Source organism: Prosthecobacter sp., from assembly GCF_049294395.1.
In the GTDB taxonomy this organism is placed as follows: Bacteria; Verrucomicrobiota; Verrucomicrobiia; order Verrucomicrobiales; family Verrucomicrobiaceae; genus Prosthecobacter.
The window spans coordinates 83,741-97,576 of record NZ_JBAQCR010000212.1 but is presented as its reverse complement, the minus strand read 5'-3'; the positions used below and the strand labels follow the sequence as shown (position 1 = coordinate 97,576).

General features: G+C 60.0%; 10 protein-coding genes. All 10 read left to right on the top strand.

All coding sequences use genetic code 11. The annotated features are described in order from the left end of the window. Positions 1–285 precede the first annotated feature (285 nt). The 10 genes from WAW39_RS14600 (at position 286) to WAW39_RS14555 (ending at position 13,761) form a co-directional block, all read left to right on the top strand. Entirely contained in the window at positions 286–4,077 is a 3,792-nt protein-coding gene (locus tag WAW39_RS14600; RefSeq protein ID WP_422319934.1) for a beta strand repeat-containing protein, read from the top strand. A gap of 232 nt (positions 4,078–4,309) precedes the next feature. Continuing rightward, positions 4,310–5,002 (top strand): 30S ribosomal protein S2, encoded by a 693-nt coding sequence (gene rpsB, locus WAW39_RS14595; RefSeq protein WP_422319933.1) that lies wholly within the window; start codon positions 4,310–4,312, stop codon positions 5,000–5,002. A gap of 24 nt (positions 5,003–5,026) precedes the next feature. After that, positions 5,027–5,623 carry a translation elongation factor Ts gene (gene tsf / locus WAW39_RS14590; RefSeq protein WP_422319932.1) on the top strand — a complete coding sequence of 199 codons (597 nt, stop codon included), beginning with the start codon at positions 5,027–5,029 and terminating at the stop codon, positions 5,621–5,623. A gap of 377 nt (positions 5,624–6,000) precedes the next feature. Further along, on the top strand, positions 6,001–7,065 hold the full coding sequence (locus WAW39_RS14585) for a 3-deoxy-7-phosphoheptulonate synthase (protein ID WP_422319931.1): 1,065 nt from the start codon (positions 6,001–6,003) through the stop codon (positions 7,063–7,065). Continuing rightward, positions 7,062–8,057, top strand: a complete 996-nt coding sequence (locus WAW39_RS14580) for a bifunctional heptose 7-phosphate kinase/heptose 1-phosphate adenyltransferase (RefSeq protein ID WP_422319930.1) — start codon at positions 7,062–7,064, stop codon at positions 8,055–8,057. The genes WAW39_RS14585 and WAW39_RS14580 overlap by 4 nt, the downstream gene beginning before the upstream one ends. Before the next feature lie 71 nt (positions 8,058–8,128). Then, the gene (locus WAW39_RS14575; protein WP_422319951.1) at positions 8,129–8,635 is read left to right on the top strand and encodes an SIS domain-containing protein; all 507 of its coding nucleotides are present in this window, start codon (positions 8,129–8,131) and stop codon (positions 8,633–8,635) included. Between the two features lie 20 nt (positions 8,636–8,655). Beyond that, positions 8,656–9,957 (top strand): flippase, encoded by a 1,302-nt coding sequence (locus tag WAW39_RS14570; protein ID WP_422319929.1) that lies wholly within the window; start codon positions 8,656–8,658, stop codon positions 9,955–9,957. Between the two features lie 6 nt (positions 9,958–9,963). Continuing rightward, positions 9,964–11,514, top strand: coding sequence for a hypothetical protein (locus tag WAW39_RS14565; protein WP_422319928.1), 1,551 nt, complete (start codon positions 9,964–9,966; stop codon positions 11,512–11,514). Between the two features lie 82 nt (positions 11,515–11,596). Next, positions 11,597–12,613, top strand: a complete 1,017-nt coding sequence (locus tag WAW39_RS14560) for a glycosyltransferase (protein ID WP_422319927.1) — start codon at positions 11,597–11,599, stop codon at positions 12,611–12,613. Next, positions 12,610–13,761, top strand: a complete 1,152-nt coding sequence (locus WAW39_RS14555; RefSeq protein WP_422319926.1) for a glycosyltransferase — start codon at positions 12,610–12,612, stop codon at positions 13,759–13,761. Before WAW39_RS14560 ends, WAW39_RS14555 begins: the two co-directional genes overlap by 4 nt. Positions 13,762–13,836 lie beyond the last annotated feature (75 nt).

The following is a 13,836-nucleotide window of genomic DNA, read 5'->3' as shown; positions in this document are numbered from 1 at the left end:
AGGGTGCTCTACGAGATTAATCCGGTGCTGTGTTTGCTCCAGGTCTTGGAGCGGCATTTGCTGTCGAAAATACTGGCCTTGTAGCGTATGCTACTCGTCTCCCCCCCACCTCTGCCAGGACACATGTCTGGTAAAAAAAACCTCGTTGATTTGAAAGCCGCCTTTACCCCAGCTGCCGCCCTCCGTTTTTCATCTTCAGTCACTCCTCCTCAGACTGCAGCGTTATCGCTGCGTGTTCAGTGTCCGTGCCTGAAGCGGAATTTCATGGTTATCGCTTGGAGCGTCATGCTCTGTCTCAATGTCGATCTTCAGGCTGCCAATGACCTCTATTGGGACACCAACGGCACCGTCGACGGCTCAGGTGCCGCCACCGGCACTTGGGGAAGCAGTCTTTTTTGGAACACCGATCCAGCCGGCGTGAACAACACCTTTCAAAGCACCACCGACGGCACCAACGACCTGCACTTTTCCGCCGGCACCAATGGCACCACTGGGACCATCACCGTCAGCGGCGCGCAGTCTGCCAATGGACTGTACTTTGAAGAGGGTGCGGTCTTCCTCAGCGGTGGCACTTCCATAACGCTCAGTAACGGTGCCATTATTAACAACGTCACCGGAGTCATCCCCACCATTTCCACCGCGCTGATCGCCACCGGCTCTGTCACCCTCACGGGAACACGCATCTGGCTTAACAACTCATCCTTCGCTGGAGGCGGCACTCTCAACGTCAACACCACCGGTGCCGCCACTCTGCTGGAAAATAGCGGCGCCTTGAATGGCCTGTCCACCATCAACATCAACAGCAGCGGCCTCGACATCCGGCAGAACACCGGTGGGTCAACCAACTACAACTACGCCTCCGGCACCACGCTGAACTTCGTCAATTCGGGCAGTCTCGGCACCAACATCGCCACCAACATCACTCTGTCCGTCGCCTGGCTGGGAAACATCACCATCGCCAGTGGCAAGACCGCCATGCTCAGCACAGCCGTCGCCGGCAGCCGCTTTCACATCAGTGGCAATGTTTCCGGCGCTGGTGGCGTGACGATCGGCGGGTCAGGAACGCTGGTGTTTTCAGGAACGAACACCTACACCGGAGCCACGACAATCAGTGCTTCCACCCTCCAGATCATGGGCGGTTCTGCCATAGCGGACACAGGGCTCGTCGCCATGAGCACCGGATCATCCACCAACACCCTCGATGTTCAGACCAGCGAAATCATCGGTGCGCTCAGCGGCGGCTCCGCGACGTTCAGTGTGGTGAATCTTGCCACGGGCCAGACGCTGACCCTCTCCTCCGGCACCCAGACCTACAGCGGCACCTTCACCGGCAGTGGCAGGCTGACTGTCTCGGGAGCCATCCAGACCTTGGCCAGCACCATCACTCTCACCGATCTGAACGTCACCAGCGGCACGCTGACGCTTTCTGCGGTCAACACAATTACCAACGGCCTGTCGCTCAGCGGTGGCACCGTGCTGCTGCTCAATGCTGGTTCCGCAGGAAACAGCGCCATTCAGGCCAGTGGCGGCACTCTTCAGGTTGGCGTGGCCCGGGGCAGTTCGCTCACCTTGGCCAATGCGATCACCGTTTCTGCGGGCACCCGCACCTACCTCTCTCCGCAGACCAATGGCGGCAGCTCCGGCACCTCCACCATCAATTTTGGCGGACCGCTCACCATCAATGCTGGCGGTATCCTGACACTCGGCACGCCTGCTGCCAATACGGCCTATGGCACCGCCAATGGCGCACTCGCCTTCGGCGCGGCCGCCACCTCGGGCACCAAGTTCCAGCTCAACGGCAACAGCTTCACCGTCACCGGCTTGAGCACGGATGCCACCACACCCGGCACCGCCACTGTGGAAAACGGCTCCACCACCGCCGGCACTCTCACCGTCTCTCTCGGCACCGGCATCACCAACACCTATGCCGGCACCTTGCGCAATGGCGGTACGGGCACACTGGCCCTCACCCTCAATGGCGCGGCAGACTCGGTCCTCACTCTCTCGGGAGCCAACACCTTCACCGGAGCCACCACCGTCACCTCCGGCAGTCTCGTCCTCGCCCACAGCCTCGCCTTGCAAGGCAGCACCGTCACCACCGGTGGCACCGGTATCATATTCGATTCATCCGTCGCCAGCCACACCTTCACCTTTGGCGGCCTTAGTGGCACGACTGACCTTGCGCTCACCGACAATGCCTCCGGTGCCGTGACACTCATCATAGGAAACAACGGCACTTCACAAACCTATTCCGGTGTCCTGAGCGGATCCGGTGCCCTCACCAAGGTGGGCGCAGGAATTCAGACATTCAGCGCCGCCCAGACTTACACGGGGGCAACGACGGTAAATGGTGGCACTTTGAAGATTCTCTTCGGCAGTGGTGGGCCAGCCAACAACATAATTGACTCCGGCTCTACGCTCATCCTCGGCGGCGGCACATTTTTGCAGCAGCAGAGCACGGTGGGGCCAAACTTTCAAACTCTGAACGGAGTGATCGTCCGCGCGGGATCGTCCGTGGTGAATCTAATCCGGGTGGGAGGAGGCGCAATGATGCTCACCCTCGGCTCAGTGACGCGCGAAACCGGTGGCACCGTAGCCTTCAGCGCCAATGGCAGCGGCAGTGTGGGCTTTGCAGCCACAGGGACGAACACCGCCTCCGGCATCATCGGCGGCTACGCCACTTACTATTTCGACAATGGGGGCGGCACCTTAACCAATTCCACAGACTGGGCCACCTTCATTGGCGGCAAAATCGTCGCTTTGGCCTCTGGGTCCTACTCCAATACCGCCGCCACCACCGCATCCACCAATCTCGACCTCACCACCAGTGTCACCCTCAATGCCAACGTCACCGTCGGCAGCATCCGGTTCAATAACGGCACGACCCCAACGACACTCAGCCTCAACGGTACTCACGCCATCGACAGCGGAGGCATTCTCGTCACCCCGGCCGTCGCTGGCAATGCCACCCGCATCACCGGTGGCTCCATCACTTCTGGAAACGGCCAGGACATCATCATCATCCAGAACAACACGACCGCTGGCGGCGCCCTCACGGTGGATGCCACCCTGACGGGTGCTGTCGGCCTCACCAAAAGCGGTGGCGGCCAGTTGATCCTCTCCGGCACCAATGACTACACCGGTGCCACCTATCTCAATGGCGGCACCACCAGCATCAGCAGCAATGCCAATCTCGGGGCCGTCGCCACGGGTGCTTCAGTCAACCTCAATGGCGGCACCCTCTCCGCCACCGCCTCGGTGACGCTCGACAACGGCGGCAGCGCCAAGCGCAACATCACTCTCGGCAGCAACGGTGGCACCCTCGATGTCGCCTCGGGCCAGACCCTGACCGTCAGCGGCTCCCTCAGCGGAGAGGGTGCTTTGAACAAGACAGGTGCAGGCACCTTGGTGCTCAGCGGCACCAGCACACAAACTGGCACCACCAGCGTCACCGCAGGCAATCTTCAAGTGGGTGTCTCCAGCAGCGGCCAGACAGGCACCGGCCAGATCATTCTCAATGGTGCCGATGCGGTGCTTTCGGGCACAGGCCAGGTTCAAGGCACCACCACTGTCACTCAAGGCACCGTCCGTCCCGGTGACGCCGGCGGCACCGCAGTCGGGACACTGACCACCAGCGAACTCATCTTCACCCCGGTCACTGCCACCACCGTGATCGAGCTCCAGATCACGGGTTCCAGCGGAACGTCCACCCTCGCCTCAGACAAAATTCTCATTGGCGGCGCGCTCACCCTGAACGGTAACAGCAATATCGTGGTGAATGGTGACACCTACAATCCCACTCTCGGCGACACCTTCGTGCTGCTGGACTGGAACACGGTGCTCGACACAGGCACCACCTCCGTTTTCAGCACCGGCACCAACAACCGCACGGGGGCCAACATCGGCAACGAGGGCAATCTGGACCTGCCTGATCTCAGCACCTATGGCCTCACCTGGCAGATCCTCGACTTCAGCGGCAGTGGATCGCTGACCCTGGTCGTCGTTCCTGAACCCGCCCGTGCTTTGCTCCTGCTGCTGGGCATCCTGCCACTATGGATGCACCGCAGGCGGGCCTAGGCGGCTGCGTTTTCAGTGCTGACCCGTGGAGAATCGCCCTTGTGTGACGATTCCGCAGGAGAAAAACTGCTTGCCGTAGCTGGGGATGCCGGTAACATCGCGCCCCTTTTGCCGGGCCATGTTGGTCAGGCCAAAGGATTCAAACCTAAGCCCGTTCGACCGGATCAGCCCTTGTGGCTGAGCGTTTTGCCCCCAAAACGTGCGGAAGACAGGCCCTTTAGATACCAAATACATGTCAACACAGATCCTCGCCGAGCTCGTCGAAGCCGGAGTCCATTTCGGACATCAAACCAAGCGCTGGAACCCCAAGATGAAGAATTTCATCATGGGCACCAAAAACCAGATTCACATCCTCAACATCGAGGAAACCGTCAAGCAGATCGACACGGCCGCTGAATTCCTGGCCGACCTCGCTCGCCGCGGCAAAAAAATCCTTTTCGTCGGCTGCAAACGCCAGGCTCAGGAAGCCGTCAAGCAGGCCTCCGAAGCTTGCGGCCAGTACTACGTCAATCATCGCTGGCTGGGCGGCACGCTCACCAACATGGAGACGATCAAGAAGAGCATCGCCCGTCTCAATTACCTCGAAGAGATTGAGAGCAAGCCTGAGTTCAAGCTCATGTCCAAGAAGGAGCTCGCCGGCCTCAACCGTGAGCGTATCAAGCTTGAGCGCAATCTTCGCGGCATCCGTCACATGGGCAAGATCCCTGACGCTGTCGTCATCGTTGACTCCGCCCGCGAGCACATCGCCGTTCATGAGTCCCGCCGTCTGAAGATCCCGATCGTCGCCCTCGTCGACACGAACGCCGACCCGAACATCATCGACTACCCGATCGCCGCCAACGACGACGCCATCCGCTCCATCCGCATCATCCTGCAGAAGCTGATCGACCCCGTCATCGTCGCCACCGCTGAAGCCAAGAAGTAATCCATTTCACCCCCCAACCGACACATGGCTGAAATCTCCGCTAAACTCGTCATGACCCTGCGCGAAAAGACCAACGCAGGCATGATGGAATGCAAAAAAGCTCTCACGGAAGCCGCCGGCGACCTTGAGAAGGCTGAAACCATCCTCCGCAAAAGCGGCACCATCAAGGCCGAGAAAAAGGCCGACCGCCAGACGAAGGAAGGCATCATCGCCTCCTACATCCACATGGCAGGCCGCATTGGCGTGCTCATCGAAGTGAACTGCGAAACCGACTTCGTCGCCCGCAATGACAACTTCCAGGCCATGGTGAAGGACATCTCCCTTCACATCGCCGCCTCGAACCCTCGCTACCTCCAGCGCGAAGACGTCCCTGCGGACCTCGTCGCCAAGGAGCGTGAGATCGGCGCCGAACTGGTCAAAGGCAAGCCCGCGAACATCGTGGACAAAATCGTGGACGGCAAAATGGAGAAATTCTATGCCGACAACTGCCTGCTCGAACAAGCCTTCATCAAAGATCCCGAAATCACCATCGCGAATCTGATCAAAGGCAAGATCACCGAACTGGGCGAAAACCTCGTCGTGCGCCGCTTCGTGCGTTACGCCGTGGGTGAAGACCTCTAAGAGCTCGGCTCCTTCAACAACTCACGAAAGGCGGTCGGCAACGACCGCCTTTTTTCTTGTTCACGCAGCAAATCCGAGAGCCTCGCACAGGTGTTTCGTGAAGGATTGCCGGATATTTAGCTTTGCTAAAATACCCAAACCATGCAAATTTCCGTAATTGGCATATTTGCTATGAGTGGACACCCACAATTGGCCTCACATGCCTGCGTCCTGTGCGCACTCCAATCCCATCGACCTGCGATGGTGCCTTTGTGATGGGCACCACGGGCGGCAGCTTGCCGCATGACTGAGATTTCGCATCTTCTCTGAACTTTCGGTTTCCACCGCCGCCAGTTTCCTCCATTCTGCGCGCCCGCTTTTTGCCCCCCTTTTTTGCCGTGAGCCGCACCCATCCCACTGACGACCTTCGCGTCGCCGAAATCCTTCCCCTCATTCAGCCAGCCCTGCTCATGCATGAGTTCCGTCTGGGTGAGTTGGAATCCGCCTTCATCGAAGACTCGCGCAAACGCGCCGAAGCCATCCTGACCTTGAAGGATGACCGCCTGCTTGTCGTCGTCGGCCCCTGTTCAATCCACGACACCAAGTCGGCGCTCGAATACGCTCAGCACATCATTCAGGCACGCGAGAAATACGCCGCTGATCTCGAGATCGTGATGCGCGTCTATTTTGAAAAGCCGCGCACCACCGTCGGCTGGAAGGGCTTCATCAACGATCCACATCTTGACGGTACCTTCGACATCAACGCAGGCCTCCGTGGCGCACGCGATCTCCTCATCAAACTCACCAAACGCGGCGTCCCTGCCGGCACAGAGTTCTTGGATGTGATCACCCCGCAGTACATCGCCGATGTGGTCGCCTGGGGCGCCATCGGGGCACGCACCACAGAAAGCCAGGTGCACCGCCAGCTCGCCTCCGGCCTGTCCATGCCCGTGGGATTCAAAAACGGCACCGACGGCGGCATTCAGGTCGCGCTGGATGCCATCGAGGCCGCCAAAGGCCAGCACTGCTTCCTCTCCGTGACCAAAGACGGCGTCGCCGCCATCGTGAACACCAAAGGCAACAACGCCTGCCACGTCATCCTGCGTGGTGGCAAAGCGGGTACGAATTTCGATGCGGCCTCCATCAAGACCGTCGCTGATCAACTCACCGCCCGTGGCCTGCCCGCCAGTGTCATGGTGGATTGCAGCCACGGCAACAGCCTCAAGGACTACCGCAAGCAGCCCATCGCTTCCGCTTCACTTGCCGAACAAATCGCCGCAGGCAGCACCGCCATCACCGGCGTGATGATTGAGAGCCATCTCGTGGAAGGCCGCCAGGACACCAAGCCCGGCCAGCCCCTCACCTACGGCCAGAGCATTACCGATGCCTGCGTCTCCTGGGAGACCACGGCAGACATGCTCGACGAACTCGCCGCCGCCGTCCGCGCACGCCGCCGCAAATGACCTTCACCCGCGATCATCTCCAACGCCTCGCGCAAGGCCGTATCCTCGTGGTGGGAGATGTCATGCTCGATCACTTCATCTGGGGGCATGTTCGCCGCATTTCGCCGGAGGCGCCCGTCCCCATCGTCGAAGTCACCCGCGAGGAATTCTATCCCGGTGGTGCTGCCAATGTCGCCCGCAACATCTCGCCCTTCTCACCAAACACCCATCTCATGGGCCGCGTCGGCAAGGACATGGCCGCAGACAAGCTCCGCGCGCTCCTGATCGAAGACAAGGTTGATCCCGCTCCGCTTCTCGTCCATCCCACGTTGCCCACGATCTCGAAAGCACGCGTCTCCGCACGCCAGCAGCAGATCGTTCGTGTCGATCGCGAAAAACTGCTGCCGCTAACCGATGACGAGCTCATCGAAGTGGAGCAGCGCCTGCGTGACCTCGCGCCTGATCTCGACGCCATCATCCTCGAAGACTACGGCAAGGGCTTCATGACTGAAAAGCTCATGCAGGTGGTCGCGAAAATCGCTGCCGAGCACAAGCTCATCGTCACCGTCGATCCCTCCCCTCGCAATCCATTGCCCTGGGCCGGCGTCTCGCTGGTGAAGCCAAACCGCTTCGAAGCCTTTGCTGCAGCAGGTCTCGAAGACCACCTGCTGACCGAAGCCCCACTCGAAAACAACGAGCTCCTCGAGGTGGGCCGCGTGCTGCTCGCCAAATGGAACGTCGCCAGTGTCCTCGTTACCCTCGGGGAGCAGGGCATGATGTTGTTTGAGCGCGGCCAGCCTCCGCACCACATCCCGACTCGTGCACGTGAAGTCTTCGATGTCTCAGGCGCTGGAGACACCGCCATCGCCCTGCTTACACTCGCTCTCGCCAGCGGGCACAGCCTGCGCGAAGCCGCCGAAATCTCGAACCACGCCAGCGGCATCGTCGTTGGCAAGCTCGGCACCGCCACATTGACACCAGCCGAGCTGCTGGCAGCCTTCTCATCCAAATGAGCACCGAATTCGCCTCTCTTTTCAAAACACATCTCAGCGAGCATCAGGATGCTATCGCCAAACTGAATGCGATGAGCGATCAGATCGCTCCGCTGGCCGCCGCCTGGCTTGCCGCGTTGAAGGACGGGAAGAAAATCATTTTCTTCGGCAACGGTGGCAGCGCCGCCGATGCACAGCATCTCGCCGCCGAGCTCGTTGTGCGTTACCGCATCAACCGCCCGGCTCTCGCAGGTCTCGCCTTGACCACCGACACCTCGATCCTTACGGCTCACAGCAACGATTTCGGCTACGACACCGTCTTCTCGCGCCAGATCGAGGCACTCGCTCAGCCAGGTGATGTCGTGCTCGGCATCTCCACTTCAGGCACCAGCAAAAACGTTCTTCTCGGCCTTCAGGCTGCGAACAAACGCGGCTGTGTCACCATCGCCTTCACCGGTGAAAAAGGTGCGGATTGCGCGGCTGAAGCCACACTGAGCTTCAAAGCCCCCTCCGCTATCACCGCACGCGTTCAGGAATGCCACCTCCTCATCGGGCATCTCCTCTGCGATGTGGCGGAGCAAAGCTTCGCGGCGGCTTAAGCCCGCGTTTCGCGTCCTTCATGGCCGCTGGCAGTCACATCCTCAAAACCTTCTCGCTTGCGACGACGCTGCGCGTGGTCCGCCTTGCGCTGAGCTTCGCGCTCACCTGCGCGCTTGCGCGTTATCTCGGCGGCAGTGGCTTCGGCCAAATCGCCGTCGCCATGGCCGCCGTGTCGGTGCTCTCGAGCATTGGCGAGCTCGGCTTCGCCCGCTATACCGTCCGCGAACTCATGAAGAAGGGCGCAGACCAGTCCGCCGTGCTCGGCATCACGATCACGGCCCGGTTCATCGTTTCCGCATCTCTCTTCGCCGGTCTAATCGCATGGATCGGCTGGCGCAAACCGGAAGGAACGCTGCTGCTCGTCGTTTACGGCTTGCAGCTGCTTACCAATCCCGCCACTGAAATCCTCTCCTGGCTGGAGGCTCACGGGCGTGTGTCGCAGTCCGTCATTGCCCAGTTTACCGGCTTCATCGTCAGCGCCGCCTGCATTGCAGCGGGCATCTGGTATCGGGCGCCGCTGTGGTTTTTTGCCCTGACTTATGCGCTGGAAGGCTGGATCTTCATCTCGCTCTGCGCATTTGTGTTCCATCTTTGCGGCGGCAGCGTCAAATGGCGTGCCTTTCAGTTTTCACGCGCGTTCGCACTTGTCACCCGTTCCTGGCCGGAGCTTGCCTCCCAAGCTGCGCTGATCCTGCTGTTCCGTCTTGATACCATGATGATAGAATGGCTGCGGGGGGCTGAAGAGGCAGGCATCTATGGCGCTGCAGTGCGCGTTTCTGAAATGGCCTATTTCATGCCGGGCATTCTTGCCACGCTGTTCCTGCCGCGCCTGTTGCAGGATCGCCAGCACAGAACTCCGCGCTTTGAAAAAACCGTGGTCGATTACTTTTCCGCCTCCGCAGTGCTCGCTTGCTCCGTGGCCGCCGGACTGCTGCTGCTATCCCCCTGGATGTCGTTGGCATTTGGCGAAGGCTTCGCCCGCAGTTCTGAAATGCTGCGCGTGCATGCCTGGGCTTTCATTCCGTACGCCATCGGCATCGCCCGCACACAGGTTCTGACAGTGGAGGACAAGCTGGCCGCAAACCTCCCTTCCGTCGTCGTTGCCGTCGCCGTGAACGCCTCGCTGAACATGCTCTGGATTCCCGCTCATGGCGGTGTCGGCGCGGCATGGGCCACGCTGGTTTCCTACACGCTGGCCTGGGTGGTGTGGACCTATCTCTCACCTTGGCTCCGTCTGAACGTCTCAGGCCTCATGACTCGTGCGTTCTTGGGGCTGCCACGCTTCACATGGCTGCGCATGCGTTCGCTGCTGCACTCCTGATTTTTTATGCAAGGCAGGGCTTTCATCATCTTCCTCGGCGGCCTCGGCGCCGTCTATGTCATGCTGTCCGTGCTGCTCGGTGGTGGCAACACCATCGGCGCGCTGGCCCAGTTTCTGTCCATCGGCTCCTTCATCCTCGCGGTTCTCCAGCCGCGCCTGGCTCTTTATCTCATGGTGCTCTATGCCGGTTACAGCGACCTGCTCAAGCGCATGATGGTCTTCGACGGCCATGTCACCATGAACGACATCCTGTGGGTGCGCGCGCTTTGCCCGCTGACGCTGGCTGGCATCTGCATCGGGACCTTGGTTCGTTCACTCCATGACGGCAGCCTGCATCACCGGCGCAAGCTCGTTTCACTGCTCGTCTGCTTCCTCGGCTTCATCGTTTCCGGTGTCTCCGCATTGCGCAGTGGCAGTGGCTTCAATGCGGCCGCCACGCAGCTCGCGGACGGCGCGGCCTACATGTTCCTGCTCTTTGTGGTTCCCTGCATCTTTCGCACTCCGGCGCAGATCATCGCCTTCATCAAATACTGCCTCATCGTCTTCATCCCTGTCGCTCTGTATGGCATTAAGCAGCAGATCTTCGGCCTGAGCGACTTCGAAATCGAATACCTTCAGTCCGGTCTCACCGTGCTCTCCAAGCATCTCGATGACGTCCGTCCACGCCCATTCTCCACATTGGTGGACAGCTCGCCCTTTGGCACCACTTGCGCAGTCTGCGCCTGCCTGGCACTCATGGTCCGTCGCCATCATCGCGACACCGGCACCCGGGCCTGGGGCGGCATGAGTTTCGTGCTTTTCGCCCTCTTCGTCGTTGCCTGCATCGCCAGCATGGCGCGTATCGCCAACCTCAACTGGATGCTGCCTATCCTGCTGCTGCCGGTGCTGCGCAGCGCACGTGGCACCGCGACTCTTTACGCCACCGTGGCCACCATGTTTGTCACCGCCTGTATTTTTGCTCAGGAACTGATCAATGCCGTCACCAGGCTCACCCTCTGGGCGCTCGAAAACTTTGGCGGCACCGCCATCGGCGTGCAGTTCTCGCGCTTCTGGACCATCTGTGACCGCCTCGACGGCATGCATGACATTGCGCACAACCCTCTCATGTGGACCATGTTTGGCTACGGCACCAAAGGCGCGGCAGATTTGCATGAGGCACACCTCGTTGCCAGCCATGACCTCATCTCCAATCTTCTGCTGGAAATCGGCTGGCTGCCGCTCGGCATCCTCCTCATCATTGCGGCTTTGGCCCTGCATTCGTTTCACCGCAGCGTGCTCGGATTGCGTGGCACGCCCGTCTTCAGCATCTGCCTGTGGATGGTTGGCATCTTGTTCGGTCTCCTTGTCCACAACATCTTTGCCGGCAATGTCACCTCGACTTTTCCGGTGAATTTCTTCTGCTGGTTCATCGCCGGGGGGCTGAATGCCTGCATCATTCATCAGGAAGGACTGCGGGTGAAAAAGCAGCTGCCGGAACAACCTCCACCCCACATGCGTCACCCTTGCTTCGCGCATGCAGCCACGTCACCGTTCAACCGAAATCTACCCAATGGCTGATTCGTCACAACTGGTCGTCCTGGCTCCTCATGCACTGTATGATTACAGCGGCAGGCCTCGCCGTTTCTTGGATGCAGTGCCCATGCCGTCCCATGGCCGGGCCATTGTCGGCGCATGGTTTCAGAATGATGAGCAGCTCGAATGCGATTACAGCCGCAAACAAGGCGGTGCGCTCCGCCGCCTCGGCGCTGCTTTCCGCCTTGTCTGGAAGCACTATGGCACCCTCCGCCGGGCGCGCATGATCTATTGCCTCAATGGCATGCACTACACGGTCCTGCTCCTTCTGTCCCGCTGCGGCCTGTTTTCTACCGAAGGAAAAATCATTCGTCGTGTCGCCTACCACGACACCGCGCTTCAAAGACTCGTCTCCAGCCTGCAAAATGCCTCGCCCGCCTTTCAGCTCGACTGCATCACATCCGAGCAGTTCGCCACCACAGCGCAGCAATTAGGTGCCCGCCGGGTGATTCTACGTCCGTGGAAAATCGACACCGGCTGGTTTCAGCCTCCAGACGATGTGCCAAAAACCCGCATCTTGCTCCCTGGCAACATCAGTCGTGACGAATCCATGGTTGCCCCGCTGCTGCATGGCGGTCTTTCCATCACCCGCATGGCTCGTATTCCGTCTTTGCTCCCCCGCTTTGCCGACGAGATTGCCAATCCGCGCTTTGAGCTCGTCATGAACGCCTCGCATCGTGAGTACCTGGAGCATTTGCATGCGGCCCCCATGGTGCTGCTCCCCATTGTGCCCTGTGATAACCCTGCGGGACTCACCGCTGCGATGGAAGCCATCTCCGCCGGCGTGCCAGTGCTCGCCAATCACAGCATGGGCCTCACCGAACTCTTTTCAGAGTGCCACTATCCCGTGCCGATGCTCCACAATCTCGATCCCGATGCCTGGGCGCAGGCCTGTCATCAAATCGAAGACCAGCGCGACTCCCCCGACTTCCTTGCCGCTCTGGATAACTCACGCCAGCTGCTCCTCAAACGCCACAGCATCCTGCCTGCGGGTGAAGACTGGGAGCAAATTTTTGCCGAGGCATCTACCGCTGATTCTGCCATCTCAGAAGCAGCCTTCGGCGCAGCCTCATCCCCTGCATGAGACCCGGCCTCCTGCTCATCAGCCACACCTATGCCGCGCTCGAGAATCGCAAGAAGTTGCAGGCGCTCGCCGCACATTTCGATCTCGTCTGCGTCACCTCCACCCGTGAGCAGCATCTGGTACTTGGGCGCCCCTCGTCCGACTACGACAACGACTCCGACGCCTCCACGCGCAACTACCAGCTCATCCGCCTGCCGCGCTCGGGTCGATCTAGTACCACCTTTCACTACTCAGGCCTCGCCGCCGTCATGCGTTCGCGACGTTTTGATGTGGTGCTCGTCGAAAATGAACCCTGGGCCCGTGTCTGCTGGCAGGCTCGGTTTTGGAAATCCCTCCTTCAATCGCATGCTTTGTTCGGGGAGTTCACTTGGGAAAACGTCGAGCGTCCCAGCTGGAAGGGACTTCTTCTCGCTCCCATCTATCGGGCCATGACTGCCACGACCGATTTTATCATCGCGGGCAATCAAGCCGCATCAAAGCTCGTGCAGCGGCGTGGCGCGCGTGAAGACAAAGTACTCGTGGCTCCGCAACTCGGGGTGGATCTGGACAATCATCTGCCGGCTTCATCTGCCGAGCGCGCCGCATTGCGCCAGGACTGCGGGTTGCCCGCAGACGCTTTCATCATCGGTTACTGCGGTCGCATGACCGAAGAAAAAGGCCTCCCCGAACTGCTTCAGGCATGTGAGTCTTTGCAGAACGTTCATCTTGCCATGGTCGGCTCCGGCAGTCTCGACCCCTGGCTTAAAGAGCAGCAGCAAACACGGACGTGGCTGCATCTGCTGCCTTCCCGTCCGCATTTCGAAATTCCTGCCTTCCTGCGCTGCCTTGATGTCTTCGTACTCGCCAGCAAGCCGGTGCACACCATGCAGCTCTGCTGGGAAGAACAGTTCGGCCATGTCCTCATTGAAGCCATGGCCTGCGGTGTTGCCACTCTTGGCTCCGACAGCGGCGCCATCCCCGAAGTCATCGGTCATGAAGAAGCCGTTTTTCCTCATGGAAATGCTGGGGCGCTTGCTGAGCGAATTCGCGGTGTGATGAATGGTTCCACCATCGCTCAGAGCCAGCTCGAACGCACTCGCAGGCTCTACACCAATGACGCCGTCGCTGCTCAATGGGCCGCATTCATTCAGCACCAGCTCGCCGCATGAGCAGTGGTCGCGTCATCTGCTCAAAACGTTTCTTCACCCCTGCGTCGGTCAGGACAGATCGCTGCGGCGAAGTTT

What these genes read in the sequence shown, in the direction of transcription:
- WAW39_RS14580 (WP_422319930.1), top strand. Translation starts at nt 7,062, where the DNA reads ATGACCTTCACCCGCGATCATCTCCAACGCCTCGCGCAAGGCCGTATC.
- WAW39_RS14570 (WP_422319929.1), top strand. Translation starts at nt 8,656, where the DNA reads ATGGCCGCTGGCAGTCACATCCTCAAAACCTTCTCGCTTGCGACGACG.
- rpsB (WP_422319933.1), top strand. Translation starts at nt 4,310, where the DNA reads ATGTCAACACAGATCCTCGCCGAGCTCGTCGAAGCCGGAGTCCATTTC.
- WAW39_RS14600 (WP_422319934.1), top strand. Translation starts at nt 286, where the DNA reads ATGCTCTGTCTCAATGTCGATCTTCAGGCTGCCAATGACCTCTATTGG.
- WAW39_RS14555 (WP_422319926.1), top strand. Translation starts at nt 12,610, where the DNA reads ATGAGACCCGGCCTCCTGCTCATCAGCCACACCTATGCCGCGCTCGAG.
- tsf (WP_422319932.1), top strand. Translation starts at nt 5,027, where the DNA reads ATGGCTGAAATCTCCGCTAAACTCGTCATGACCCTGCGCGAAAAGACC.
- WAW39_RS14565 (WP_422319928.1), top strand. Translation starts at nt 9,964, where the DNA reads ATGCAAGGCAGGGCTTTCATCATCTTCCTCGGCGGCCTCGGCGCCGTC.
- WAW39_RS14560 (WP_422319927.1), top strand. Translation starts at nt 11,597, where the DNA reads ATGCCGTCCCATGGCCGGGCCATTGTCGGCGCATGGTTTCAGAATGAT.
- WAW39_RS14575 (WP_422319951.1), top strand. Translation starts at nt 8,129, where the DNA reads ATGAGCGATCAGATCGCTCCGCTGGCCGCCGCCTGGCTTGCCGCGTTG.